The sequence below is a fragment of the Thermostichus sp. OS-CIW-20 genome (assembly GCF_054061455.1).
This window is the reverse complement of record NZ_JBSSEF010000043.1, coordinates 1-23698: the sequence shown is the minus strand read 5'-3', so window position 1 is coordinate 23698 and position 23698 is coordinate 1. Positions and strand designations below refer to the sequence as shown.

The window sequence follows — 23698 nt, the reverse complement described above, 5'->3', positions numbered from 1 at the left end:
TCTAGCAATTGACCACGGAGTCAACAACTGGCTCACGTGCGTTAGCAACTTAGGACATAGCTTCATCATTGATGGCCGCAAAGTCAAGTCCTTTAACCAGGGGTACAACAAGGAGCTGGCTAGGCTCAAGACTCACAAGCCGCAGGGGTTTTGGTTGCAAAAGCTTGACCGAACTACGGAAACCGGCGGATTAAGAAAGTCAGCAGAACCTTGGGGCTTTGCCTTCAGGAACTGTCCAGAGGCGCTTTGACAACGCCGTTACGGGTTCTTTTGTGGACTGCGTAAGAATCCCCCGCCTTTAGGCGGTGGGAGTGTCAACTTCCTCCCCTCTGGCTGTGGGAGAGGGGCTAGGGGTGAGGGATCCAAAAGACTACAATAGCGCCAGCCCATCCTCAAATCCTCTAAACGGGATCCCTAAGGCCGTGATCTCCCTCAACTTACGGCCCAGCCTGGAGTTGACCGATGAAATCTTTGAACAGCTCTGCCGGCAGAACCCTGAGCTGCGCCTGGAGCGCACCGCCAAAGGGGAGCTAGTGGCCATGGCCCCTGTCGGCAGCGAAAGCAGCCGCCAAAACTTGAGCCTCAGCGCCCAACTCTGGCAATGGAACCGCCAAACCCAGCTTGGCGTGGCCTTTGATGCTTCTGCCGGCTTTGCCCTGCCCAACGGGGCTATTCGCTCTCCCGATGCCGCCTGGATTGCCAAGGAGCGCTGGCAGCAGCTTACTCCAGAGCAGCGCCGCCGCTTTGCCCCCCTGTGTCCGGATTTTGTCCTGGAATTGCGATCCCCTTCCGACGACCTGGCTGCTTTGCAGGCCAAGCTGCAGGAGTACCTCGAGAACGGATCCCAACTGGGCTGGCTGATCGACCCGGAAAGCCAGCGAGTTTACGTCTATCGCCCCGGCCAGCCCGTCCAAGTTCTGGAGCGCCCAGCTTACCTAGAAGGGGATCCCGTCCTCCCTGGCTTTGTTGCCGATCTCACCCTAGTCTGGGAATAGTTCCCAGGGAACTTGCCTATGATCGCGCTTAACCTACGGCCCAGCCTGGAGTTGACCGATGAAATCTTTGAACAGCTCTGCCGGCAGAACCCTGAGCTGCGCCTGGAGCGCACCGCCAAAGGGGAGCTAGTGGCCATGGCCCCTGTCAGCAGTGAGAGCGGACTTCGCAATGCCGACCTGCTGGGCCAGCTCTGGCAGTGGAACCGCCGCACGAGCTTAGGACTTGTCTTCGACTCCTCCACGGGTTTTGCCCTGCCCAACGGGGCTATTCGCTCTCCCGATGCCGCCTGGATTGCCAAGGAGCGCTGGCAGCAGCTTACTCCAGAGCAGCGCCGCCGCTTTGCCCCCCTGTGTCCGGATTTTGTCCTGGAATTGCGATCCCCTTCCGACGACCTGGCTGCTTTGCAGGCCAAGCTGCAGGAGTACCTCGAGAACGGATCCCAACTGGGCTGGCTGATCGACCCGGAAAGCCAGCGAGTTTACGTCTATCGCCCCGGCCAGCCCGTCCAAGTTCTGGAGCGCCCAGCTTACCTAGAAGGGGATCCCGCCCTCCCTGGCTTTGTTGCCGATCTCAGCTTAGTTTGGGAATAATCTGCCCCAAGCTGCCCTCTTTTTCCACCAGCCCTTAACCGATGGCTATCAGCAACCACGAACTTGACACTCCCACCGCCTAAAGGCGGGGGATTTTGACGCAGTTCAAAAACGAACTCGCAAAGGCGCTGTCAAGATGCCTCTAGATAGTTCCTTGAGGCAAAGCCTCAAGGTTTTGCTTACTATCTATGATCGCGTAAGCGGGACGAAGTTCTTACAAAAGTTCGTTTTTGTTTAGCGTTGCGTAGCGGAACAGCTTACCTCCGAGGAGCGCCATCGCTTTGCCTTCCTAGGCTCGGATTACGCTCCTCTGTGGACGATCTGGTTGCTTTGCAAGCCACGCTGCAGAAGTACCTCGACAACGGCGCCCAACTGGGCTGGCTAATTGACCCGGAAAGCCGAAGAATCTACATCTATCGTCCCGGCCAGCCAGTACAAGTCCTGGAGCGCCCAGCTTATCTGCAAGAGGATTCTCTGGCTTTGCCCTGGATCTCGCAACCCAACTCTGCTCTCAAAATGAGCAAAGCTCTGTATTCCGGAAAACGGTCAAGTATCACACCAGCAAGCAATAATGAGGGCAAGGCCCAGGGATCCCGACGGAGGTAAGCCTATAGGGATGAGATGTGTAGAGCAAACCCCCAGCAAGCGCGTTTGTCTAGAGCCTGGGGTTCCGCTGGTGGCTGCTGGCGTTATTTTCTTTGTGGCGCTGGCTTTGTGTTCCCTGATTTGGCTTTTTCAGGGGGGATCGCCGTTTCACTTGCCATCGGCTTGATCAGGATACAGTCACCTCTGAAGTGGTCTTTCAACCACTGCTGCCTTTACCAAAACAGATCGAGTTTTATTATGATGTAAGAGGAGCCCGAGTCAAAACTGAAACTCGAACAGACTCCGAAGGAGACGAGACAACCTATTACTACGTTACTCTCATAACTCCTGCAGGAGAAACAAAAGCTTGGTCAGCCGCCAGCGAGAGCGACGCTCGACAACTGGCAACCAAGATCCAATCGTTTCGGATGAGTGCAGAGAGTCAGCTCTTGGTGGCCAGCGATAGTTTTAACTCAGGAGATTTGTTTGCTGCACTTCTACTTTCTCTCCCAGCAGGAATGGTAGGTCTATCGCTAATACCTAAGCTAGGAAGCCGTCGGCTGACCTTTGACCGCTCCTTCTACCAGATCTTGGAGGAGCACCTCACTCCCTTTGGAATAAGGGGGCGGAAAGCTTATTCCTTCAGAGATGTTCAGCAAGTTGTAGTTGAGAGGTCAACAGATTCCGATGGCGATAGTTATTTTTCGGTGAAGGTGAATTTGGCATTGGGAGAGCCTTTATTGTACCTAGGCTTTGGTTCTGATGATAGCAAGGCAAGGGCGGAAGCAGAGCAATTGGGCCAGCTTTTGGGGTGTCCGGTAAAGCTGCCGGAGGCAACGTCTTAGGCTCAGTTTATTCTGAGCCCCCACTTGGTTTTTTGGGGACAAGTCTGGCCAAAGCTGAGACAATAACACCTGTCCACACGCTCAAGGGGATCCCCTGTGCTGCCGAAAGCTGCTCTGTGGATTTTGGGCCTGGGCCTGCTTCTGCGCTGCTTGGTGGCTGCTCTGTTGCCACCGGGCTTTGACGAAGCCTACTACTACCTCTACACCCGCCATCTGGACTGGAGCTATTTTGACCATCCGCCGCTGGTGGCCTGGACAACGGGCTTGGGGCCTGTTTTGACGGGGCAGGTGTCGGCTTTTTCGATTCGACTGGGATCCCTGCTGGCCTACACCGGCTCTTCCCTGTTGCTTTACCTGACGGCGACGCGGCTTTTTTCGCCACAGGCGGGGCTGATCACCCTGGCAACCATCAGCATCGCCCCCATTTTCTGGATTGGGTTTGGGGTGCTGACCCTGCCGGATAGCCCGCTGATGGTGTTTACGGCGGCAACCCTGTGGGTGGCTGCCCAGGAGTTTTTTCCGGCTCCCTTGGCGGAGGGGAAATTGGGGGTCTATGGGGCAGCGCGCTACCGACCGGGGCCGCGGCTGGCGCTGATTGGGCTCTTGGTGGGGCTGGCCTGCCTGGGCAAATACCACGGCCTGGCGCTGGGGTTTGGCCTGGTGCTCTTTTGTCTGCTCAGCCCGGCCCACCGCTGCGCTCTTCGGTCGGGATGGGCGCTCTTGGCGGTGGTGGGGTTTTTGGCGGCCTTCAGCCCCGTTTTAATCTGGAACACCCAACAGGATTGGGTCTCCTTCCGCTTCCAGGGGGGGCGAGCAGTGCCGGAGGCAGGGTATCAACTGCAGGAGCTGGGGCTGACGGTGCTGCAGGAGATGGGGTACCTTTTCCCGACCTTGGGGATCCCTCTGCTGGGGCTGAGCTTGGCCGAGGGTGGGCGGGTGGGGCTGGCGCTGGTTCAGGGAAGACGCCTCACGGATCAGGAGCTGAAACAGCTTTTAATCTTGGCCTGTGGGCTGCCGCTGGTGTTGGCTTTTACCTTCATGGGAGGCTACCGGCCCATCCTCCCCACCTGGCCCATGCCGGGGTTTTGGGTGCTGAGCTTGCTGTTGGGATCCCGCTGGGAACGGTGGCCAGGAGCAAGGCAGCTCTTGGCGGGGACGGCGGTGGCAGTGGGCCTGTTGGTGGCAGTGGGGCTGGCCCATGTGCGCTACGGCCTCCTCCAGGATCCCGGCGGGCTGGGCCTGTGGCCGGTGGAACGGGATCCCTCGACTCAGCTGATTGACATCGAACAGTTGCGGCGGCAGTTTCAGACGGATCCCCGCTTGGCCCAGGCTCTTGCAGAGGCGGATTTTATCTTCACCAACGTTTACTTTTTGGGCGGGCAGATCGGCATGGCCTTGGCGCCGCTGACGGAGAAGCCCCTCACCTGCCTGGATGAAGATCTGCGCGGCTTTGCCTTTTGGTCCCAACCTGAAGACTGGCTGGGCAAAGATGGGCTGCTGGTCACCTCCCAGCTGTTTTGGCCAAGAGCAGGGATCCAGGCTGTCTACGGCACCTACTTTGAACAAATTGAGCCAGTGGCAGAGGTTCCCCTGCGGCGGGCGGGCGCGGTGGCGCAAACCTTTCAGGTGTACCTGGCTCGGCAGATGCGCCAACCCTATCCCCGTCCCTACTCCCGCTTGCGCTAGCAGCCACAGCGAGATACCTTTGGGTTCAACGCAAGAAAAGACAGTCTGGAGAGCATTAGGCAAATTTTGGGCAGCAAGGTTATTCGGTTGGATCTCTAGGAAAGCATACTGGTACTTTGACGACGAATCTAAGGGCATCTAGGCCGAGGCCTTTGTGAGAGGGATGAGCGAAATGCTGGGTAAGCCAACTCATCAAGGCCGGCTTGCTCACCCCGGAAGACTGCGAGCCGTCGCCGGATGGAGCATGGGATCCCTGGCCAAAAAGCTGTTTTTGGGTGAGCTGGAGCGCCGCTTCTGCGAGCCTTTGCTTTACCCTCCGCAATCGCGTCGCCTAGCCCTGAGCCAAATCGTGCTGGAGCAAGCCCGCTGGCTGGGCCGTTGCCTGGTGAGCGGCAACCTAGAGTACGAAGCAATGGAGCTGCGCTGAGGCTATGGTTGGTTTGCTACGACGTGGTGGACGATAAGCGCCGACAACAGTTGGCCAAGCGCCTGGAACAGTGCTGCCAGCGAGCGCAATACTCCGTTGTTGAATGCCCCCTGGACACTGCCGAGCTGGAAAAGTCGTGGCTGCCTCTGCTCAACCTCGAGGAAGATAGCCTGCAGGCCTACCCTCTGGATGCCACCGCCAAACGACGTACCAAGGTCTTCGGCGGGCCTCTCCCCTACGAGCCGCCGGACTACCTTATTTTGTGAGGTTCTCAGCTTAGCCGAGATTGTAAAGTTTTGGGGCCGATCCATCGGGGGGAGCCATTGCTAGCTTTTTTTGCGGGTGCCATAAGATCTAGTAGCTTTTGCCGGGATTGGCGGGAAAATGCAGCATGACGTCCCCAAAAGAGCGAATTTTCTGAGTTGCGCTTATTCGGGGAAGCGAGGTTAACATCTGTGGCGGGAAGTCTCGGTACTTCCTCGCGAGCGCACCTTGAAAACCTCATGAGTTCAGGCTTTTCCGGGAGTAGGGTTGATCCCTACCTTTTCCCCGCAAGGGGAAGGGGTTGGATTTGGTGACAGATTGAGAACTGTCCTGGGGGTGTCTTGGGAAAAAGCCCAAGTTTACTAGACTGTAAATGTGATTTAGGGTACAGATTTATGACTACTGTCTCCGCTGCTGCTACCCCCGCTGGGACGACGCTGCTCGACATCTGGCAAGTCCTGGCCGAAAAGTTTGCCGATTACACTGCCCTCAGGGATCCCCATGCCCAGCCGGTCTTTGAGATTTCTTACGGGCAGCTCTTTCGCCGCATTCAGATCTTGGCTGCCGGTTTGCAGGCTTTGGGCATTCGGCCTGGGGATCGGGTGGCCATTTTTGCCGACAATTCCCCCCGCTGGCTGATGGCAGATCTGGCCACGCTGTTTACGGGAGCGGTCAATGTGCCGCGCAGCGCCGTGGCGGATCCGGCGGAGCTGGGCTACATTTTGCGCCATTCCGGCAGCACCGCTTTGATTGCCCAGGATGCGAAGACCCTAAGCCGGGTGCGGCCGGTTGTGCAGGAGCTGGGCCTGGAGCGGCTGCTGTTGCTTTCCGATGAAGAAGAGCCGGGGGTATTGAATTTTTCTCAGTGGCTGCAAAAAGGCCGGGAGCGCCGCTACGAGCCGCCGCGGCTGGAGCGATCCCAGTTGGCCACCATCATCTACACTTCTGGCACTTCCGGTCGGCCCAAGGGGGTGATGCTCAGCCACGGCAACCTGATGCACCAGGTGGAAAACTTGCATGTGGTGGTGCAGCCCCGGCCTGGGGATAAGGTGCTGACAATTCTGCCCACCTGGCACTCCTACGAGCGGGCCTGTGAGTATTTTCTCCTCAGCCAGGCCTGCACGTTGGTTTACACCAACCCTCGCTTTATCAAGCAAGATTTTCAACAGGAGCAGCCCCACTATCTGGTGGCGGTGCCCCGCATCTGGGAGACCGTTTACGAAGGGATCCAGCGGCAATTTAAGGAAAAAAGCCCCCTGATGCAGCGGCTGATCCGCACCTTGATGGCGGCCAGCGAAGGCTACGTGCTCGCCGGGCGGATTGCCGGCAACCGGTCGATTTTACACTACGGCGTCAGCCCGTGGGTGCGCCTGGGGGCCCGCCTGCAACAGGGGCTGCTCTGGCCTGTCCACCGCCTGGCCGATGCGCTGATCTACCGCAAGGTGCGGCAGGCTTTGGGCCCCAATTTTCAACAGGCCATCAGCGGCGGCGGATCCCTGCCCGCCTACCTGGATCTGTTTTACGAGGTGGTAGGCATTTCCATCCTCAATGGCTACGGCCTCACGGAAACCTCGCCGGTGCTGTGCGCGCGGCGTCCTGACAACAACGTGCGCGGCACGGCGGGCCCCCCCTTGCCAGGGACGGAGTTTCGCATCGTGGATCCGGAGACGCGGCAGCCGTTGCCCCCTGGCGAAAAAGGGCTGATCCTGGCGCGGGGGCCGCAGGTGATGATGGGCTACTACAACAATCCGGAAGCGACTGCCAAGGTGCTCAGCCCCGACGGCTGGTTTGAAACAGGGGATCTGGGCTGGCTCACCCCCGACGGACAACTGGTGATCACCGGCAGGGCCAAGGACGTGATCGTGCTGCTTAACGGCGAAAATGTCGAGCCGCAGCCGCTGGAAGATGCCTGCCTGCAATCCCCCTACATCAGCCAGATCGTGATCGTCGGGCAAGACCAAAAGAAACTGGCCGCCCTCATCTACCCCAACCTCGATGCCCTTAAGGCTTGGGCCGCTGAGCAAGGGATCCCGGCTGCGGAGGCCGAGCTCTTGGGCCACCCGCAGGTGCGCACGTTGATTTTGCAGGAGGTGCGGGCCCGCATCCAAGAGCGTCCTGGCTACCGGCCCCACGAGCAAATTGCCGACTTCCGCTTTTTGCCAGAGCCCCTGAGCGTGGAAAACGGCCTCATGACCCAGACGCTGAAAATTAAGCGTAACCCGGTGGCCGAGCGCTACGCCCACCTCATCCAGGAGATGTATCCGACAGGGAGCTAAGTTTGGGATCCCCGCTGTTGCTCCAGGTAGCGCCGGAAGGTCTCCGGGGGAATGGCCCCCCGGTAGGCGCCGCAGTAGTAGAGGGTGAGCACCGCCTTGTAGGCCCAATCGGTCGGCACCACGTCTGGGAAGGGGCTGGGCAAGGTGTCTGCCTGGTTGGCGGCGCAGGCTTGCAAGATCTGCTCTGTAGTGAGCTGTTCGGCCAGATCGGGGGGCAGCTCCCGCAGGTTGGCCTGGGCAAAAGCCGCTCCAGATAGGCTCAAACTGGAGAGAGCTGCCCCCACAAGAGCTGGGGTGAAGAGGTGTTGCACTTTCATTGGGAAATGAACGACGAGGAGAAATCGGCCGGGTATGTCCCTTCTCTAGGGTAGTACGGACGAAAAGAGCGTTTGGATCTGGATAGAAGTCTCAGACGCTCTGTTCCCAGATTAAGATGCAAAAAACCCCGGAAGCAAAAGGAGGGGACAGGATCCCCGAACGGCCAATTCTCTCTTTACGGGGGTGATGAAGTGTTGAAAGCGCGATAGGTCGAGGCCGATGAGCTCATCCAAAAGGCCGAGTTTTGACAGCCTGGATCCGCCGGATCCAAAGCTAATCGATGCCTGTGTGCACTGTGGGTTTTGTCTGACCACCTGCCCCAGCTACCGCGTCCTCGGCAAGGAGACAGACTCGCCGCGGGGGCGCATCTACCAGATGGACGCCCTCAATCAAGGCCAAATCTCTCTCTCGGCAGCAGTGGTTTCCCATTTCGATACCTGCCTGGGCTGTCTGGCCTGCGTTACCGCCTGTCCTTCGGGGGTGCGCTACGACCGGCTGATCGCCGCCACCCGCCCGCAGATCGAGCGCAACCACCGCCGCAACCTTTGGGATTGGCTGTACCGCCAGTTCATCTTCTGGCTCTTCCCCTACCCGGCGCGGCTGCGGCCTCTGCTCTGGCCCCTTTGGCTCTACCAAAAAATGGGGGTCGGCGCCTGGATCCGCCAAGGGCTGGCGAAGGTCTCCCCGCGCCTGGCGGCCATGGAATCCCTCTTGCCCCCTCTTGAGGTGGGGCAACTGCTGCCCAAGCGCTACCCGGAGCGGATCCCGGCGGTGGGCGAACGCCGCTTTCGCGTGGGGCTGCTCCTCGGCTGCGTGCAGCGCCTGTTTGCCCCGCAGGTGAATGAGGCCAGCATTCGCGTCTTGACCCACAACGGCTGTGAGGTGGTGATCCCGCCCGCCCAGGGCTGTTGTGCGGCCTTGCCCCACCACCAAGGGCAACTGCAGCAGGCAGAAGCCCTGGCCCGCCAGATGGTGGATGCTTTTGCCGGCTACGAGTTGGATGCCATTTTGGTGACTGCCTCCGGCTGCGGCCACACCCTCAAGGAGTACGGCCACCTTTTGGCCAGGGATCCCGACTACCAAGAGAAAGGGGCTCAGTTTGCGGCCAAAGTCAAGGATATCCAGGAGTTTCTGGCGCAGGTAGGGCTGACCGCTCCCCTGTACCCCCTGCAGCCGGATCCCTTGGTGCTGGCCTATCAGGATGCCTGCCACATGCTGCACGGGCAGCGCCTCAGCCAGGAGCCGCGACAACTGCTGCGGCAAATTCCCGGGCTGGAGCTGCGGGATCCTGTCGATGCCGCCCTCTGCTGCGGCAGCTCCGGCGTCTACAACCTGCTGCAGCCCGAGGTGGCCGACGAGCTGGGATCCCAGAAGGTGGCCAACCTGCTCAACACCGGCGCCCAGGGGATCGTCTCCGCCAATATCGGCTGCCGCCTGCAGCTCCAGAAGCACCTGCGTCTGCAAGGCAAGGCCGGGATCCCCATTTATCACCCGATGGAACTCCTGGATCGCGCTCTCCGACCGCCCACTCCTCCTTCTAGCTAGAGCTTGAGGGCGGCACGGGGATCATAGGACTGAACCCGCTGCAGCTTTTCGTAGAGCTCCCGCTCCTCCTCCGAAACACGGGTGGGCAAATAGATCTGAACTACCGCGTAGAAATCGCCCCGCTCTCCATTGCCCTTGGGAAAACCCCTCTCTGCCAAGCGCAACTTTCGCCCCGGCTGCATGCCGGGTGGGATCCGCAGCTTCACCAGCCCGTCTAGCGTGGGCACCTCCACCTGGGCACCTAAAACCGCCTCGCTGGGACTAAGCGGCAGGTCGCAGTAGACGTCAAACCCCTCTAGGCGGTAGAAGGGATGCTCCTTCAACTCGATCTTGAGGTAGAGATCGCCAGCGCCCCCGTTGGGTTTGGGGTGGCCCTGGCCGCGCAGGCGAATTCGCTTGCCCGGCGTGATTCCCGGTGGGATACTCACCTCAAGCACGCGATCCCCGCCCACCCGTAGGCGGCGTCTGCCCCCTTCAAAAGCTTCGGGAATGGTGAGCTGGATGGTGGCCTCCGCATCGTAGTTGGCGTTGCCAGCGGAGCTACTGCTGCGATCCGCACCTGAGTTGCGCACCCGGCCCAGCAGTTGATCGATGAAGTCTTGAAAATCCTCAAATTGGCTGAAATCGACGCCACTGCCAAAACCGCTTCCCCCAAAGTCTTCGCTGAAGGAGCTGTCGCCAAAAGGGCTGCTGCTGTAAGGCTGGCTGTAGGTATCCCGCCGGTAGCGGAACCCGCCCTGCTGGTGGTACTGGCCAAATTGGTCGTATTGCCTGCGTTTGCCGGGATCCGAGAGAACTTCGTAGGCTTCGTTGATCTCCTTAAACTTCTCTTCGGCAGCTTTGTTGTTCGGGTTAACATCCGGGTGATATTTTCGGGCCAGGCGCCGATAGGCCTGCTTGATCTCGTCGGCGGTGGCCGTCTGGCTGACCCCCAAAATCTTGTAGTAGTCCTTGAAATTTTGCATGGAGGCGTCCGCAGGCAAGTCACTGAGAAGGGTCAGAAAACCAAGAGGCCAGGCATCAAGGGATCCCTCCCTCTGACCTGTTGACGAAAAGAGAAAGAGGCGGGCTAGACGCTATCGCCCATCCCGTCCCTCCCCATTATCGATGCTCCAGACAAAGGCGGGATCCGCCCTGCGGGCCCCAGGGGGATCCCATTGTCGTTACTTGCTCTCGGTGAAGTCGGCGTCGATGACGTCGTCGCTGCCGCCGGAGGTTGTCCCAGAGGTGGAGCTGGAAGCGGCGCCGGGCTGCTGATAGAGCTCGCTGCTCATGGCGTAGAGGGCCTCTTGCAGCTCCCGCTCTTTGCTCTGGATGGCGCTGTCGTCGTCCCGCTGGATGGCCTCCCGCAGCTCTCGCACCAGGGTCTCGATTTGGCTGCGCTTGCTGGCGGAGACCTTGTCTCCCAGCTCCTTCAACTGCCGCTCAGCCTGGTAGGCCAGCGAGTCGGCCTTGTTGCGGCGCTCGATTTTCTCGCGGCGGGCGCGGTCTTCGGCAGCGTATTTTTCCGCCTCGGCGATCATCCGCTCCACCTCTTTGCTATCCAGCGTGGAGGCGCCGGTAATGGAAATGCTCTGCTCCTTGCCGCTGCCCTTGTCTCTGGCCGTCACTTTGAGGATGCCGTTGGCGTCGATGTCGAAGGTCACCTCGATCTGCGGCACACCGCGGGGAGCCGGCGGGATCCCGTCCAGCTTGAAGCGGCCCAGGGACTTGTTGTCGCGAGCCAACTCCCGCTCCCCTTGCACCACGTGGATTTCCACCGAGGTCTGCCCATCTTCGGCGGTGGAGAAAATCTCCGACTTGCGGGTGGGGATGGTGGTGTTGCGCGGGATCAGCTTGGTGGCGATACCGCCCAGGGTTTCCACCCCCAAAGACAAGGGGGTGACATCCAGCAACAGCACGTCTTTGACCTCGCCCGCCAGCACGCCAGCTTGGATGGCAGCACCCACGGCCACCACCTCGTCGGGGTTGACAGTTTGGTTGGGCTCTTTGCCCAGCAGCTCCTTCACCAGCCGCTGCACCGCCGGGATGCGGGTGGAGCCGCCCACCAGCACCACTTCGTTGATGTCGGCCTTGGTGAGCTTGGCATCCCGCAGGGCCTGCTCCACCGGCCCTTTGCAGCGCTCCAGCAAGTCGGCGCAGAGGTGTTCAAACTGGGCGCGGGAGAGCTTCAACTCCAGGTGCTTCGGACCATCGGCCGTGGCGGTGATGAAGGGCAGGTTGATGGTAGTCTCGGAGACGCTGGACAGCTCGATCTTGGCCTTCTCGGCGGCTTCCGTCAGCCGCTGCAGGGCCTGCCGGTCTTGCCGCAGGTCGATCCCTTCCATTCGCTTGAACTCTTCGGCCATCCAGTCGACGATCTTCTTGTCGAAGTCGTCGCCACCCAACTGGGTATCGCCGCTGGTGGCCTTCACCTCGAAGACGCCATCCCCCACCTCCAGAATGGAGACGTCGAAGGTGCCACCGCCCAAGTCGAAGACGAGGATGGTCTCGTTGTTGCGCTTGTCCAAGCCATAGGCCAAGGAAGCCGCCGTCGGCTCGTTGATGATGCGCAGCACTTCCAAGCCGGCGATCCTCCCGGCATCTTTGGTGGCCTGCCGCTGCGAGTCGTTAAAGTAGGCCGGGACAGTAATGACGGCTTGGGTGACCGGTTGGCCTAGGTAGCGGCTGGCGTCTTCTACCAGCTTGCGCAGCACCATGGCCGAGATCTCTTCGGGGGCAAATTCCTTGTTCATGCGGGGTGAGTACAACTTGACATTGCCCCGCTCATCCCGCCGCACCTGGTAGGAGACCCGCTTGGCATCGACGTTCAGCTCATCGTACTTGCGCCCGATGAACCGCTTGACCGAGTAAAAAGTGTTCTCGGGGTTGAGCACCGCTTGGCGACGGGCCATCTGGCCCACCAGGCGCTCCCCATCTTTGGTGAAAGCGACCACTGAGGGTGTAGTGCGGCTCCCCTCGGCATTGGGAATGACAGTGGGGACGCCCCCTTCCATTACGGCGACAACCGAGTTGGTTGTGCCCAAGTCAATTCCTACAACTTTTCCCATCGGCTCCTTGTTCTCCTTTTGTTCTCCTTTTGTTCAAGACGTGACCTCGGCTACCGCCGCCAGGCTGTATGAAGTAGCTTGGGCAGCCAATCCGTGAAAATTCAGCAGGTATTTAGCCGTTTCCTAGGTCGATCCTAACCAGCAGGGCATCTGGGTCAGGGCGAGAATGCCGCCCATTTCTGGCGACTGGAAGGCAGAACAGTTACGGATCTCCGTACCTGCCGCGGCCTTGCTTCCAGGACCGGTTGGGGCAAGGGCGGCTAGCTCTGGATAAGCTGCAGGGCTTCCAGGCTGCGGGCTACAACGGTTTCGGCCAAGGGCAGGTAGCCCATCTCTGCGGCCAGAGCTTGTCCCTCGCTGAGGGCCCAGCGCAGCACTGCCCGCAGGGCGTTGGCCATGGCGGGATCCCGATACTGGCGGTAGGCCAGGATCCAGGTGTAGGTGACGATGGGGTAGGCCCCCGCGCCGGCGGGATCGGGCACAAAAGCCCGCAGGTTGTCGGGCAGCTCGATTTCGCTCAGGGCCAGGGCCGAGGCTTCCGGGGTGGGGAGGACGAACTCGCCGCGGCGGTTTTCCAGGGCCGCCACCGACAGATCCAGGTCGCGGGCATAGACCGATTCCACATAGCCGATCACCCCTTCGCTGAGGAGCATCTGGGCGCTCATGCCTTCGTTGCCTTTCACCCCAATGCCCACCGGCCACTCCAGGGACATGCCGACGCCGATCTCGGAGGCCCAGGTGGGGTCGATGGCGGCCAGGTGGCGGGTAAAGGTGTCGGTGGTGCCGCTGCCGTCGGAGCGGTAGCAGACGGCGATGGGCAGGTCGGGGATCTCCAGGTCGGGGTTGAGGGCCAAAATCTGCGGATCCCGCCACTGGGTAATTTGGCCGCGGAAGATCTGCACCAACACCGAGCGGGACAGTTTGAGGCCGGAGCGGATCCCGGGCAGGTTGTAGCCGACGGCAATGCTGCCTGCCGTCATCGGGATCATGACCACGCCCCGCTTGACTTCGGCAATTTCGGCATCGGTCATGGCCACGTCGCTGGCGGCAAAGTCCACCGTCTGGTCGATAAATTGGCGGATGCCGGCGGCGCTGCCCACCGGCTGGAAGTTGATTTCGACTTTGGGATCCACCTGGCGGTAGTCGGAAAACCAGCGCAAATACAGGGGAGCCGGGAAGGTGGCCCCGGCCCCGTTGATCAACAAGGTCTCAGCGGCAAGCTGGCTGTCGGCAACAGGGCCAGCCTGCCCAGAACGGGATCCCCTTTGGCAGGCGCTCAGGCCAGCAGCAGCCAGCAACGACAGCAGCATTTCTCGGCGGCGAAGGCGGGGCAGTTGCACCATAGCTGAGGCGCTCCAAGCTCTCCGCCCCGATCCTTGTCTTGCCTACGGAGCCCTGTCAAGGGTGGCCATCCTGAGCTCTGGGAAGCACCAGAGGGGACAACCTTCCGCAAAAGGCAGCTTCTTCCCTCCACCAACTTGTCGCCGATCCTTGCAGGATTCGCTGCGCTCTTGGGCAACAGTTGGGATCCCAACCCCGCTTCTGGATCCAGAGTAAAAAACGAAGCTTGAGCGAGAAAAACAAAGAAAAACAGCGAAAAAAAGAGAACGAGAGAGTTGAGTCCTGCAGCAACTGCAGAGGGATCCTCAGGCCAAAGCCTTATCTGGCAAGGCTTAGCCGGTTTGGGGCCGGATCCCCCCTGCCTTGGAAAAATCTTGACATATCTTGGAATAGGGCAATATATTGTGAGTTCTGTGCAGAAATCCTGCGCTGTTCACATCTCGGTATCTGGGGGACTACTATGCCGACTTTGACTCGTTCTCCCTGGACACTGCGAGACAGCGAAAAGCTCTATCGCATTTCTGGTTGGGGGGATCCCTACTTCCGTATCAACGCCGCCGGTCATGTGGAGGTAACCCCACAGGGCTCACAGCAGCAGGAAGGGGGCATCGACCTGTACCACCTGGTAACGGATCTGGTGGCGCGGGGTTTGCAGTTGCCGTTGTTAATTCGCTTTCCCGAGATCGTGGCCGACCGCATGCGGCGGATTTGTGAGAGCTTTCAGCAGGCCATCGAGCGCTTTGGCTACCCCAACGTCTACCGAGGGGTTTACCCGGTCAAGGTGAACCAGCAGCGCCACCTGGTGGAAGAGGTGGTCAAGCACGGCCGTGCCTACCACTTTGGCCTGGAGGCGGGATCCAAGCCGGAGCTGTTGATCGCCCTGGCTCTGCTGGATACACCTGGGGCTTTGTTGATCTGCAACGGCTACAAAGACCGCGACTTTATGGAAACGGCCCTCTTGGCCCAGCGGCTGGGGCGCACCCCCATCATCGTCCTGGAACGGCTGCAGGAGCTGGAGCTGGTGCTGCAAGCTGCCGAGCACCTGGGGATTGATCCCCTGCTGGGGGTGCGGGCCAAGCTGTCCGCCCAGGGCAGTGGCCGCTGGGGCACCTCGGCTGGGGATCGGGCCAAGTTTGGCCTTACAGCGACGGAGATTTTGCAGGTGGTGGAACGGCTGCGGGAAGTCGGCAAGCTGCACTGTCTGCGCCTATTGCACTACCACATCGGCTCGCAGATCTCGATGGCGAGTGTGCACGGGCGGGCTGTGCGGGAGGCCAGCCAGATCTACATCGAGCTGGTCAAGCTGGGGGCGCCGATGGGCTATCTGGATGTCGGCGGCGGCTTGGGGGTCGATTACGACGGATCCCAGTCCACCAGCCACTTTTCCCAGAGCTACAGCCTGGAAGATTACGCCGCCACCGTGGTGCAGACAGTGCTGACCACCCTGCAGCCGCATGGGATCCGGCCACCGGTGCTGGTTACCGAAAGCGGGCGGGCCTTGATGTCCCACCAGTCGGTGTTGGTCTTTGACGTGCAGGATGTCAATGTGGCTAGCCCCTACCCCATGCCTACCCAGCTCACCTCCGATGCTGAGGTGATCCAAAAGCTGAACCAGCTCTACTACGAGATCCGGCCCGATACCCTAGTGGCCGATTATCGCCGCTGCCAGGAGCTAAAAGAAGCTGCCCTGCGCCAGTTCATCGAGGGATCCCTCAGCTTGCGGGAGCGGGCCGAGGTGGAGCGGCTGTTTTGGAACTGCTCCGACAAGATCTGCACGCTGGCCTACGAGCAGCACCAGGCGGGGCAGCCGGTGGCCGTAGATCTCCTGGATCTGGACGAGATGCTGGCCAGCATCTACTACGGCAACTTCTCCCTCTTCCAATCCCTGCCGGATAGCTGGGCCATCGACCAGGTGTTCCCCATCATGCCCATCCACCGTCTGGACGAGGAGCCGCGCCAGTGGGCCACCCTGTCCGATCTGACCTGCGACAGCGACGGCAAGATCAACCGCTTCTTTGGCGAAGACGGGCAGATCACCTCGGTTTTGCCGCTGCACGATCCCAACGGGCAGCCCTACCTGCTGGGGGTGTTTCTGGGGGGCGCCTACCAAGAAATCCTGGGGGATCTGCACAACCTGTTTGGGGACACCAACGCGGTGCACATCCGCACCCGTCCCGGCGGCTACCAAGTCACCCAAGTCATCAAGGGGGACACCATCGGCGAAGTGCTGAGCTGGGTGCAGTACAACAGCGAAGACCTGGTGGAAACCCTCCACCACGCCACCGAAGCCGCTCTGCAACGGGGGCAGATCAGCCTGGCCCAGGCCCGCGCTTTGCAGCAGCACTTTGAAGACAACCTGCGGGCCTACACCTACTTGCACCCCTAGGTTCGGGGACAGCCCCAAAGTCCAGGTCAAAACAGCAAGGGATCCCGGCCCACAACCGGGATCCTTATTTCTGGCCAAAACAAAAAAGACTGGTGGCTGGGATGCCACCAGTCTTGGTCAGTTCCCTGTGAGTGAGCTGATGCCGTCGCTGCCAACGTCTTCAACCCAGCTCCAGTCTCTGGCGTTTTCCCCCCTCTCGAGGTGATCCAGATCACTCGGCAAGAACCCCTCAGCTAGCGGCCAAGGTTAAAACAGAGGCAGGGCCTTAAAACAAGGGCAATTGCTGCTCTTCCCCTTCAGCAAGGCTTGCAGGATCTGCCTCCTCCCTGTTGGCATTTCCCTCTGACAAGGGATCTGCTGCTTCCGCCAACAACTGACGAGCAGCGGCTAGCAACTCGTTGCGCAAGGGGGCCAGATCGCTGCGGTCGGCCAGATAGTGCTCCAGGGCCGTCAGGGGCTCTAGACAACTGGGATCCAGGGCCGGCAGGCGAATGCGGCTGGGGCTGACCACGTCTGGGACGAGAGTATAGCTGAAGGCAGGGGCGAGGGCCTGGTGCAGGGTCCGCTCGTCAACGCAATCGAGCTGGTCAGGGCGGAGGCGGTAGATCAGGCGCAGGATGGAGCCGGGTACAGGGGCCTTGGCAATGGCCTCCAGCAGTTTGGCCTGCACCTCTTGGGGGGGATAGGGGGTGAGATCAAGGCGGATGGAGTGAAAGGTGCGGGTGGGCAAGGGCAAAAATTCGTAGCTCGCCCCCGTGGCCGTCACCTCTGCCAACACACAACCTTTTTCCTCTTGTTCCTCCCCAAAGTCGACTCGCTCAATGCTGCCGGGATAGATTACCAAGGGATCCCGACACAACACCTGGTGACGGTGCACATGACCCAAAGCCACGTATTGGTAGGCGGGCCGCGCCAGCAGCGACAGGGGCACCGTCACTCCCTTGCCCACCGAAAGATGCCGCTCCGTCCCGTAGCGGGCTGTATCCACCATCACATGGGCCAACAAAATCGCCGGGATCCCTGGCTGCAAAGTGCGGATCTCCCCTTCCAGAGCCAGATCGAGGCGCTGCAGGAGCTGCTGAGTGAATACTTCGGCATTGAGATCCAGGCTCTCCTGGCGGGCAAGCAGGGTGGAGCGGTTTAGCCAAGGCAAGGTGGTCACCTGCACCGGGCCGCTGCGAGTTTCAATCCAATGGGTCTGCAGCCGATCCCCCACAACGAATCCCGCCACCCCCAGAGCGCGGTAGATGGCCAAGCTGTTGCCCTCTTGCCCCTGCCCGTACTGGTCGTGGTTGCCCACCAAGAGAACGGTCGGGATCCGGGCATCGGCCAGGCGGCGAAATTGTTGGGCAAAGAGCTCTTGGTGCAGCGGCGGCGGCGTCGCGTCGGGAAAGGCATCGCCCCCAAACAGCACCAGATCCACAGCCTGATCGAGGGCATGATCAATGCATAGGCGCAAAGAAGCGACAAAATCCTCCAAACGCGTGTTCAGCCCCGTAGCTGGGTTGATGCAGCCGTAGGCCAAGCCACTGCCCAAATGAATATCGGAAAAATGCAGCAGCTTCACCATCTCAAGCAGCCTTGAAGCCCTTCCATCCGTTGCCCTCACTCCTGCCCGCCGTTTGCCTGCCTTGCCAACTTTTGGATTGGCACCCCACTCGGAGTCAGATGAGGAATCCCCGCTGAAGCTAAGCCTGTCGGCGCGGCCTGGCTCGATCCAAACGCAAAGGTCGGCCCATAAATTCCTGGCCGTTGGCGACGTCGATGGCCTCCTCTTCCTCGGCCTCCGTGGCCAAATCCACAAACGCGAAGCCCCGTGTCTGGCCTGTTTCTCGGTCTATCGGGATTGTAACCGACTTAACGTTCCACCTCTGCTGGAAGAAAGCTGCTAGCTCTTCTGTTGAGGCCTTATAGTTTAGGTTTCCCACAAAAATGGTCATGGCAATTCAAGCAAAGCAAGGCGCGAATCGGAAAGAGCGGCAACCAAAGCTCAAGGTACTTCACTTTTATCACGGGGCCCCGCCTAATCGCACAACATGACAGGATGTAAAGGGATCGCCGCTCAAAAATCTTCGCACTTTCCCATCCAAAATGTGCTTTTGTCAAACTTTACGGGCGTGTACTTTTCCCGCTCCTTTGTTGAGTTTCCCCTCCAGCTCTGGCTCGACCGGTATCCGGAGGCCCTTGTCGTTTTGTTGCAACTTGTTAAACTAGATTGTTAAGATATGTATTGTCCTGCTTGCAGTGCTTGTTGGGAGCAGCGCTGGGATATCCTAGCGCGAGTCTCTCACCTACCCTAAGAGTCTCAAGGTGACGACAATGGAGGAAACGCTAGGTCTCTCTCTGGAGCAAGAATTTCGCCAGCGGGCTTTCGAGACGCTGGTAGCTCGCATGAGCCCTGAGCAGGCCAAGGACATCCTGGTCAAGCTGCACAAGCAAATGCTGTTGCAGGAGGCCACCTACCGCCAGTTGCTGCGCCATTCTCTTGAGGTTTGATGCACGCCCTTTCGTTTCCCACCTGGTGGATTCACATTGCCAGCGTCTTGGAATGGCTGGCGGCCATTGTTTGCGTGTGGCAGTTTGGGGAGCGAACGGGCCGGCCAGAGTGGCGCGGCTTGAGCTGGGCGATGTTGCCTGCTCTGGTGGGGGCAATGTGTGCCATTACCTGGCACTGGTTTGACAACGATCCCGCCCTCAACTGGGTGGTAACTGCCCAGGCGAGCTTGACACTTCTGGGCAATTGCACTCTGGCCTGGGCTGCCTACCGCATTTGGCGGGCGGAGCAGGCGGATCAGTCCCTTGGGAGGAGGGATCCAAGCTAGGCGATGGACAGTTTGTTTGCCCTTTCTCTATTTCCCTATTTGGCCTTCTTGTTTTTCCTGTCGCGGCTCCGCCGGATCCCGCGCCTGGCTTTGATCGGGTTTTGGCTGCTGCTACTGTTTGTGGCCGTCAGCATCCCGGCAGGGTTGTATGCCCAACTGCATTACGGCACTTCCCTGGCCAATGTGGATCCCTTGCATGGGGGAGCAGAGGCTTTCCTCACCCTCTCCAACATTCTGGTGGCCCTGGGCTTCAAGCAAGCCATTGACCAACAGGGATCCCCAGAGGTCGAGGAAGACAGCTCCGAGTTGTATTGACCTTCTCCCCAGTCCGGATTCTTTCTCGCTTGTCGCGAGCTACAGGGGCGGGAGACTGCCATATGTTTGTGGGGGAGGCCATAACCCCAACCTGGACCTAAGCCCAGATACTGACAACGCTGCACCCTCCCCAAACGGGGTGGGGCTGGCGAACATGGCATAGAAGGCGGCTGATCCCCAGCCCCCCTTGCATCCTCCCGTATACGGGGGGAAAGGGGGAGGACGGGGCCTGCGCCGCCAAGGTTTTGGTGATTGCAAACAAGCCCGAGCCAGTCCTTCGGCCCTACCCGCTGCCGAGCCCAAGCACTCCGTGCTGCTGACGCAACTATTCCCAGCTTCTCTGGCAGAGGCAGAGGGGAGCTGAACAGCAGACGCATGGCTTCGGCACGGCTTGGACTGAATGTAGAATGGAAGTCCAGACGGGATGTCTGCTGTTGTTTATTCTGAGAGACCTGCCGGATGGTGGCCACCCTTTCTGTCCCCAAAGCCAAGCTGAAAAACCCGCCTCTGCGCATCCATCGCATGGGTGACAAGGTGCTGCGGCAGCCGGCCAAGCGCGTCAGCCAGGTCAACGACGAGATCCGCCAGTTGGCGCGAGACATGCTGCAGACGATGTACAGCGCCGATGGCATTGGCCTGGCAGCTCCCCAGGTGGGCATTCCCAAGCGCTTGATTGTGGTAGATCTCTATCCCGATAAGCCGGAAGTGCCACCGCTGGTGCTGATCAACCCGGAGATCCGCGAGTACCTCGGCGAAGTTGTAGCCGGCCAGGAAGGCTGCCTTAGCATTCCGGGCGTCTTCTGCGAGGTCATGCGGCCGCAGGGGGTGGTGGTTTCGTTTAAGGACGAAACCGGGCGGCCCCGCACCCTCCAAGCCGACGACCTGCTGGCGCGGGTTATCCAACACGAAATCGATCACCTCAACGGTGTGCTGTTTGTGGATCACGTGGAAAACGAGCTGCTGTTGGATCAGGAGCTGCGCAAGCACGGCTTCCAGATGCAAGATGTGCAGCGCAAAAACAGCACACTTGCCACCCCTCCACCGAAACCTCGCTAGGTCATTGCCGCAGGCGCTGCGCCAAGAGCTGTTCTTCTAGAGCAGCAATGCGGTTGTAGGCAGCGGTTAGCTGGGCGCTCAGGCGCTGGATCTGGGCTTCAGGAGCAAGTTCATACGCCGGGCTGCGGTTGCTTACTACAGGGGGATCCTCCTCCAGCAAAAAGTTGTGGCTCCCATCTTCCACCAAGTCTGAGGTGAGAACGCTGTAACGGGAGGGGGCGGGGGCATTTTTTTTAGCCTCCTGCTTTGCCAGGAGAGCAGCCGCCACCTGCTCCGGCATCCGCTCGATGGCAGCTTTCAGCTCCTGAATTTGCAACTCCAGACGCTCAAAATAGTGCTGCAAGGTTTCGCTCATAGCTGCCCCGGTTCTGACTCTTTACTTTCATTGAAAGAGATAAGTTCTCGCTCCTCCCCTTCTTCCCCCAGATCATTTAACGATTACGCGGTTGGAGCACTAAAGTCGGCTTCAGGAGTTTGCCCTATCAAGCCAGTCCTGCTGGCTGGCGTCGGCCACAATTGAGACAGGCTCTCTCCAAAGTTTTTTCCAGAGCAGGTTCCTCTCTATTTCCAGGCAAAAAATGCAGGATGCGGTTCCCCCCTCGTCACAACAGGGCTATACCTTGCCCGTGTTTGCGGTGGCTGCTGCTAAAGCCGCTCTCCGCCGCCTTCTGGGGATCCCTTTGGAGCAGGACGGCGCTCATCCTGTCATTGCAGTGCAGGTGGAGCCCCAGTTCCCTGATGTTTGCATCCGGATCCCAGTGGAGCAGGTGGCTGCTCTCTCGGAGAACACCGCTTTGGCCATTACCCGTTCGGATCCCGGCCCTCATCTGGATCTCACCCGCAACACGCCGGTCTGGGCCTGGGTGGGCTTGGAGGAACGGGATCCCGCCACTCCGCCTTTGCTCCTGGAAGCGGGAGAGGGGCTGGGGCGGCATGCTGATGGCAGCCCGGCCATCTATGCTTACGCTCGGCGCCTGTTTGAGATCAATCTTTCGCCTGGGATCCCGGATGGGTATCGCCTGCGGGTGCGCATCATCTTGCCGGAGGGAAAACTCTTGGCGGAGCGGACTTCCAATGCGGCGTTTGGGGTGCTGGAGGGACTGGCTCTCTTGGGAACGCGGGCCGAGGTGGAGCCTTCTGCCAGTGCCGAGAGCCTGGAGCGGGCCCGCCGCGAATTGCAACAGAAATTGGCCAACCACCGGCATCTGGCCTTTTGCGTGGGCAGCCATGGGCAGCAGGTGGCCTTGCGGCAAGGGATCCCAGCAGAACAAATTCTACTGGTGGCCAATTGGATCGGGCCGCTGCTGGTGGAAGCGGCATTGCGAGGGGCAGACTCGATTCATTTGATCGGCTACCACGGCAAGTTGATCAAGCTGGCGGGGGGCATTTTCACCACTTCCAGCCATGTGGCCGATGCCCGCCTGGAGATCTTGGCGGCAGCCCTCATCCGCTGCGGGGGAACAGCCGAGCAGGCGCGGCAGGTGCTGGAGCTGAGGACGGTAGAGGCAGCGGTGCAGTATCTGAAGGATCTGGGCTGGGCAGAGCCGGTGCTGCAGGAGCTTTCCCGACAAATCCGCCAGCGGGCGACAGCCTATGTGCAAAAGTATGCCGCTCGATCCCTGCCGGTGCAGGTAACCCTGTTCGATCGCCAGGGCCAGGTCTGCGCTCAGGCGGGGATCCCAGGTCGTCTCGATTGAGACAAGGACGCCGCCACCCTACCCCAATCCTGATATGGCTCCCTTTTCAGGGAAAAAAGCGAGCAAAAGAAAGCTGGAGAAGCAAAGCCGCTCCCCCAGCTCCTGCCCATCGAAGTCAGTTTGGCACTTGGATCCCAGTCCTAATTCCCGGCAATCCTAACCGTATCCACCCGCCAGCGAGTGGCTCTGCCAGAAGTTGTGCCAGAAGACCGATAGCGGAAGGCAATGTAAACACGGCCAGGAGGTTGGATCCCAGATAGAGAAATGTTTCCAGAATCCACAAATTGGCCTGTAGAGGGATTGGGAATCGTCAGGGCCGTCCAAGTGGCTGCCTGCACCGCCGCCGGAGTGCCCGCACCGTTGTAATCGGTGGAGTAAAGAACGCTTAGTTGCGGAAAAGGAACGCCGCTATCGGTAAAGGAACTCTGATTGCGGAAGGTCAGAACCGGGTTGTTGGCCGAAGCCAGGTTCAGAGGCGGAGTAATCAGCCAATCATCACCCGGTTGCTGGCCGCCGAAGGCGTTGGCCTCGGCATAGGAATTGACGCAGCGCCAAGAGCGGGTGGTGTCGCCATCCACATCCACAATCTGCCAGCCAGCGGGAGCGGGGTTGCAGTTGTCAAAGTCTTCGGTTAGAGGCAGGTTAACTGGAGGAGGTGTTGGTGTTGGAGTTGACGTGGGCGTTGGGGTCGGCGTGGGTGTCGGGGTCGGGGTTGGCGTTGGGGTCGGTGTGGGTGTTGGCGTCGGGGTTGACGTTGGCGTCGGCGTCAGGTTCAAGCCGACGATCCCCGGGTCGTGATCGGAAGAACGGAAGGGATCCGGGGCGTAAAAGAGGCTCTGCTGTGAGGCGCTCTTGAAGCTCGTGGTGTAGTCCAGGCTCACTGGCTCGTCGGCGTTGATGTGCCACTTGGCCGACCCGGTCACTTGCGGCCTCAAGCTGGCGTTGGCCAAGGCGTGATCCAGGGATCCCCACTGACCTTGGAAGCTGAAGGAATAGCTGTTGGGGCCGTTGAGGTTGGTAAATCCGCCCTCCTCCAAGACTTTGATCGGGTCTTCCTTGGCGTAGGCGTTGAGATCCCCGATAATCAGCACATCCGGATCGGTGGAGCCGGTGGGGTTGGTGGACAACCAGTTCAGGATTTCCTGGGCAGCCCGCCTGCGGTTGCCGTTGCAATTGCCCTGGAAGGGATCGTTGTCGACAGGATCACAGGGGGATCCCTTCGACTTCAAGTGGTTGACCACCACCGTGAAGATGGCGTTGTTGCTCTTCTGCCGGAAGGTGACGGCCAAGGGAGGGCGGTGGCGACGAAGCGAGGGATCTTGGGTGAGTTCCCCGGTATCCAGAAAGGCGGGGTTGGTGCCAGGCGCAATTTCAACCGTAGCCGGCTTATAGATGAAACCATTGGTACAGCCTTTTAATTTAAAATAGGGTACAGGTATTCAAGAGGAAGGAGAGAAAGGAATGCCGACTCATTCTTTGGATTTGCGGCAAAGAGTTGT

Annotated in this window: 23 protein-coding genes and 1 pseudogene; 16 read left to right on the top strand and 8 right to left on the bottom strand. The window is 59.9% G+C overall.

Going from position 1 to position 23698, the window contains the following annotated elements; all coding sequences use genetic code 11:
• The 9 genes and pseudogenes from ACVWXC_RS12310 to ACVWXC_RS12270 all read left to right on the top strand — a co-directional run.
• Positions 1 to 250: pseudogene (locus ACVWXC_RS12310) on the top strand (hypothetical protein); the annotation flags it as partial.
• 172 nt (positions 251 to 422) lie between these two features.
• Complete coding sequence (locus ACVWXC_RS12305) at positions 423 to 995, top strand: Uma2 family endonuclease (protein ID WP_414516194.1); 573 nt, start codon at positions 423 to 425, stop codon at positions 993 to 995.
• A gap of 18 nt (positions 996 to 1013) precedes the next feature.
• Positions 1014 to 1586, top strand: a complete 573-nt coding sequence (locus ACVWXC_RS12300) for a Uma2 family endonuclease (RefSeq protein WP_414508306.1) — start codon at positions 1014 to 1016, stop codon at positions 1584 to 1586.
• Between the two features lie 312 nt (positions 1587 to 1898).
• Positions 1899 to 2192, top strand: coding sequence for a Uma2 family endonuclease (locus ACVWXC_RS12295; RefSeq protein WP_011429059.1), 294 nt, complete (start codon positions 1899 to 1901; stop codon positions 2190 to 2192).
• A 188-nt stretch (positions 2193 to 2380) separates the two neighbouring features.
• Complete coding sequence (locus ACVWXC_RS12290; RefSeq protein WP_143596989.1) at positions 2381 to 3016, top strand: hypothetical protein; 636 nt, start codon at positions 2381 to 2383, stop codon at positions 3014 to 3016.
• A 96-nt stretch (positions 3017 to 3112) separates the two neighbouring features.
• Positions 3113 to 4702 (top strand): glycosyltransferase family 39 protein, encoded by a 1590-nt coding sequence (locus ACVWXC_RS12285; protein ID WP_011429058.1) that lies wholly within the window; start codon positions 3113 to 3115, stop codon positions 4700 to 4702.
• Between the two features lie 244 nt (positions 4703 to 4946).
• Positions 4947 to 5129, top strand: a complete 183-nt coding sequence (locus ACVWXC_RS12280; protein ID WP_041438029.1) for a hypothetical protein — start codon at positions 4947 to 4949, stop codon at positions 5127 to 5129.
• Positions 5126 to 5395 (top strand): CRISPR-associated endonuclease Cas2, encoded by a 270-nt coding sequence (cas2, locus tag ACVWXC_RS12275; protein ID WP_041438748.1) that lies wholly within the window; start codon positions 5126 to 5128, stop codon positions 5393 to 5395. Before ACVWXC_RS12280 ends, cas2 begins: the two co-directional genes overlap by 4 nt.
• A gap of 393 nt (positions 5396 to 5788) precedes the next feature.
• Positions 5789 to 7669: an AMP-dependent synthetase/ligase gene (locus ACVWXC_RS12270; protein WP_414348203.1), complete on the top strand. Its 1881-nt coding sequence runs from the start codon at positions 5789 to 5791 to the stop codon at positions 7667 to 7669.
• On the opposite strand, the gene ACVWXC_RS12265 is transcribed toward ACVWXC_RS12270, so the two are convergent.
• Complete coding sequence (locus ACVWXC_RS12265) at positions 7666 to 7986, bottom strand: hypothetical protein (protein ID WP_011429055.1); 321 nt, start codon at positions 7984 to 7986, stop codon at positions 7666 to 7668. The two genes, ACVWXC_RS12270 and ACVWXC_RS12265, sit on opposite strands and share 4 nt — an antisense overlap.
• A gap of 220 nt (positions 7987 to 8206) precedes the next feature.
• On the opposite strand from ACVWXC_RS12265, the gene ACVWXC_RS12260 reads away from it, so the two are divergent.
• On the top strand, positions 8207 to 9532 hold the full coding sequence (locus tag ACVWXC_RS12260; protein ID WP_099812605.1) for a (Fe-S)-binding protein: 1326 nt from the start codon (positions 8207 to 8209) through the stop codon (positions 9530 to 9532).
• On the opposite strand, the gene ACVWXC_RS12255 is transcribed toward ACVWXC_RS12260, so the two are convergent.
• From ACVWXC_RS12255 to pstS, 3 genes are all read right to left on the bottom strand, one after another.
• A complete protein-coding gene (locus tag ACVWXC_RS12255; RefSeq protein WP_457393013.1) occupies positions 9529 to 10497 on the bottom strand; it encodes a DnaJ C-terminal domain-containing protein in 969 nt (322 codons plus the stop codon). The two genes, ACVWXC_RS12260 and ACVWXC_RS12255, sit on opposite strands and share 4 nt — an antisense overlap.
• Before the next feature lie 198 nt (positions 10498 to 10695).
• On the bottom strand, positions 10696 to 12582 hold the full coding sequence (gene dnaK / locus ACVWXC_RS12250) for a molecular chaperone DnaK (RefSeq protein ID WP_011429052.1): 1887 nt from the start codon (positions 12580 to 12582) through the stop codon (positions 10696 to 10698).
• Between the two features lie 260 nt (positions 12583 to 12842).
• Positions 12843 to 13925, bottom strand: coding sequence for a phosphate ABC transporter substrate-binding protein PstS (pstS, locus tag ACVWXC_RS12245; protein WP_168173322.1), 1083 nt, complete (start codon positions 13923 to 13925; stop codon positions 12843 to 12845).
• Between the two features lie 458 nt (positions 13926 to 14383).
• Here pstS and speA point away from each other — a divergent pair, with 458 nt between their 5' ends.
• Positions 14384 to 16309: a biosynthetic arginine decarboxylase gene (gene speA / locus ACVWXC_RS12240; protein ID WP_457393018.1), complete on the top strand. Its 1926-nt coding sequence runs from the start codon at positions 14384 to 14386 to the stop codon at positions 16307 to 16309.
• A 265-nt stretch (positions 16310 to 16574) separates the two neighbouring features.
• Here speA and ACVWXC_RS12235 read toward each other — a convergent pair whose 3' ends face one another.
• Positions 16575 to 17879: a metallophosphoesterase family protein gene (locus ACVWXC_RS12235; RefSeq protein ID WP_457393021.1), complete on the bottom strand. Its 1305-nt coding sequence runs from the start codon at positions 17877 to 17879 to the stop codon at positions 16575 to 16577.
• A gap of 118 nt (positions 17880 to 17997) precedes the next feature.
• Positions 17998 to 18249, bottom strand: a complete 252-nt coding sequence (locus tag ACVWXC_RS12230) for an RNA recognition motif domain-containing protein (protein WP_011429047.1) — start codon at positions 18247 to 18249, stop codon at positions 17998 to 18000.
• Positions 18250 to 18628: 379 nt separating this feature from the next.
• On the opposite strand from ACVWXC_RS12230, the gene ACVWXC_RS12225 reads away from it, so the two are divergent.
• The 4 genes from ACVWXC_RS12225 (at position 18629) to def (ending at position 20502) form a co-directional block, all read left to right on the top strand.
• Positions 18629 to 18805, top strand: a complete 177-nt coding sequence (locus ACVWXC_RS12225) for an NblA/ycf18 family protein (RefSeq protein WP_011429045.1) — start codon at positions 18629 to 18631, stop codon at positions 18803 to 18805.
• Complete coding sequence (locus tag ACVWXC_RS12220; RefSeq protein WP_011429044.1) at positions 18805 to 19131, top strand: DUF2499 domain-containing protein; 327 nt, start codon at positions 18805 to 18807, stop codon at positions 19129 to 19131. Before ACVWXC_RS12225 ends, ACVWXC_RS12220 begins: the two co-directional genes overlap by 1 nt.
• Positions 19132 to 19134: 3 nt before the next feature.
• The gene (locus ACVWXC_RS12215; protein ID WP_011429043.1) at positions 19135 to 19446 is read left to right on the top strand and encodes a DUF3593 domain-containing protein; all 312 of its coding nucleotides are present in this window, start codon (positions 19135 to 19137) and stop codon (positions 19444 to 19446) included.
• Between the two features lie 459 nt (positions 19447 to 19905).
• Positions 19906 to 20502, top strand: a complete 597-nt coding sequence (gene def, locus ACVWXC_RS12210) for a peptide deformylase (RefSeq protein WP_099812609.1) — start codon at positions 19906 to 19908, stop codon at positions 20500 to 20502.
• A gap of 1 nt (position 20503) precedes the next feature.
• Here the strand turns inward: def and ACVWXC_RS12205 are convergent, their stop codons facing one another.
• Complete coding sequence (locus tag ACVWXC_RS12205; RefSeq protein ID WP_011429041.1) at positions 20504 to 20857, bottom strand: hypothetical protein; 354 nt, start codon at positions 20855 to 20857, stop codon at positions 20504 to 20506.
• Positions 20858 to 21080: 223 nt separating this feature from the next.
• Between ACVWXC_RS12205 and cbiD the strand changes: the two genes are divergently transcribed.
• Positions 21081 to 22199: a cobalt-precorrin-5B (C(1))-methyltransferase CbiD gene (cbiD, locus tag ACVWXC_RS12200; protein WP_011429040.1), complete on the top strand. Its 1119-nt coding sequence runs from the start codon at positions 21081 to 21083 to the stop codon at positions 22197 to 22199.
• Between the two features lie 140 nt (positions 22200 to 22339).
• On the opposite strand, the gene ACVWXC_RS12195 is transcribed toward cbiD, so the two are convergent.
• A complete protein-coding gene (locus tag ACVWXC_RS12195; protein WP_457393027.1) occupies positions 22340 to 23488 on the bottom strand; it encodes a choice-of-anchor J domain-containing protein in 1149 nt (382 codons plus the stop codon).
• Positions 23489 to 23698 lie beyond the last annotated feature (210 nt).

Coding starts and splice junctions, on each gene's coding strand:
- ACVWXC_RS12215 (WP_011429043.1), top strand. CDS start 19,135: ATGGACAGTTTGTTTGCCCTTTCTCTATTTCCCTATTTGGCCTTCTTG.
- ACVWXC_RS12230 (WP_011429047.1), bottom strand. CDS start 18,249: ATGACCATTTTTGTGGGAAACCTAAACTATAAGGCCTCAACAGAAGAG.
- ACVWXC_RS12260 (WP_099812605.1), top strand. CDS start 8,207: ATGAGCTCATCCAAAAGGCCGAGTTTTGACAGCCTGGATCCGCCGGAT.
- dnaK (WP_011429052.1), bottom strand. CDS start 12,582: ATGGGAAAAGTTGTAGGAATTGACTTGGGCACAACCAACTCGGTTGTC.
- ACVWXC_RS12220 (WP_011429044.1), top strand. CDS start 18,805: ATGCACGCCCTTTCGTTTCCCACCTGGTGGATTCACATTGCCAGCGTC.
- def (WP_099812609.1), top strand. CDS start 19,906: ATGGTGGCCACCCTTTCTGTCCCCAAAGCCAAGCTGAAAAACCCGCCT.
- ACVWXC_RS12235 (WP_457393021.1), bottom strand. CDS start 17,879: ATGGTGAAGCTGCTGCATTTTTCCGATATTCATTTGGGCAGTGGCTTG.
- ACVWXC_RS12300 (WP_414508306.1), top strand. CDS start 1,014: ATGATCGCGCTTAACCTACGGCCCAGCCTGGAGTTGACCGATGAAATC.
- ACVWXC_RS12280 (WP_041438029.1), top strand. CDS start 4,947: ATGGGATCCCTGGCCAAAAAGCTGTTTTTGGGTGAGCTGGAGCGCCGC.
- ACVWXC_RS12265 (WP_011429055.1), bottom strand. CDS start 7,986: ATGAAAGTGCAACACCTCTTCACCCCAGCTCTTGTGGGGGCAGCTCTC.
- ACVWXC_RS12225 (WP_011429045.1), top strand. CDS start 18,629: ATGGAGGAAACGCTAGGTCTCTCTCTGGAGCAAGAATTTCGCCAGCGG.
- pstS (WP_168173322.1), bottom strand. CDS start 13,925: ATGGTGCAACTGCCCCGCCTTCGCCGCCGAGAAATGCTGCTGTCGTTG.
- ACVWXC_RS12255 (WP_457393013.1), bottom strand. CDS start 10,497: ATGCAAAATTTCAAGGACTACTACAAGATTTTGGGGGTCAGCCAGACG.
- ACVWXC_RS12270 (WP_414348203.1), top strand. CDS start 5,789: ATGACTACTGTCTCCGCTGCTGCTACCCCCGCTGGGACGACGCTGCTC.
- cbiD (WP_011429040.1), top strand. CDS start 21,081: ATGCAGGATGCGGTTCCCCCCTCGTCACAACAGGGCTATACCTTGCCC.
- ACVWXC_RS12205 (WP_011429041.1), bottom strand. CDS start 20,857: ATGAGCGAAACCTTGCAGCACTATTTTGAGCGTCTGGAGTTGCAAATT.
- speA (WP_457393018.1), top strand. CDS start 14,384: ATGCCGACTTTGACTCGTTCTCCCTGGACACTGCGAGACAGCGAAAAG.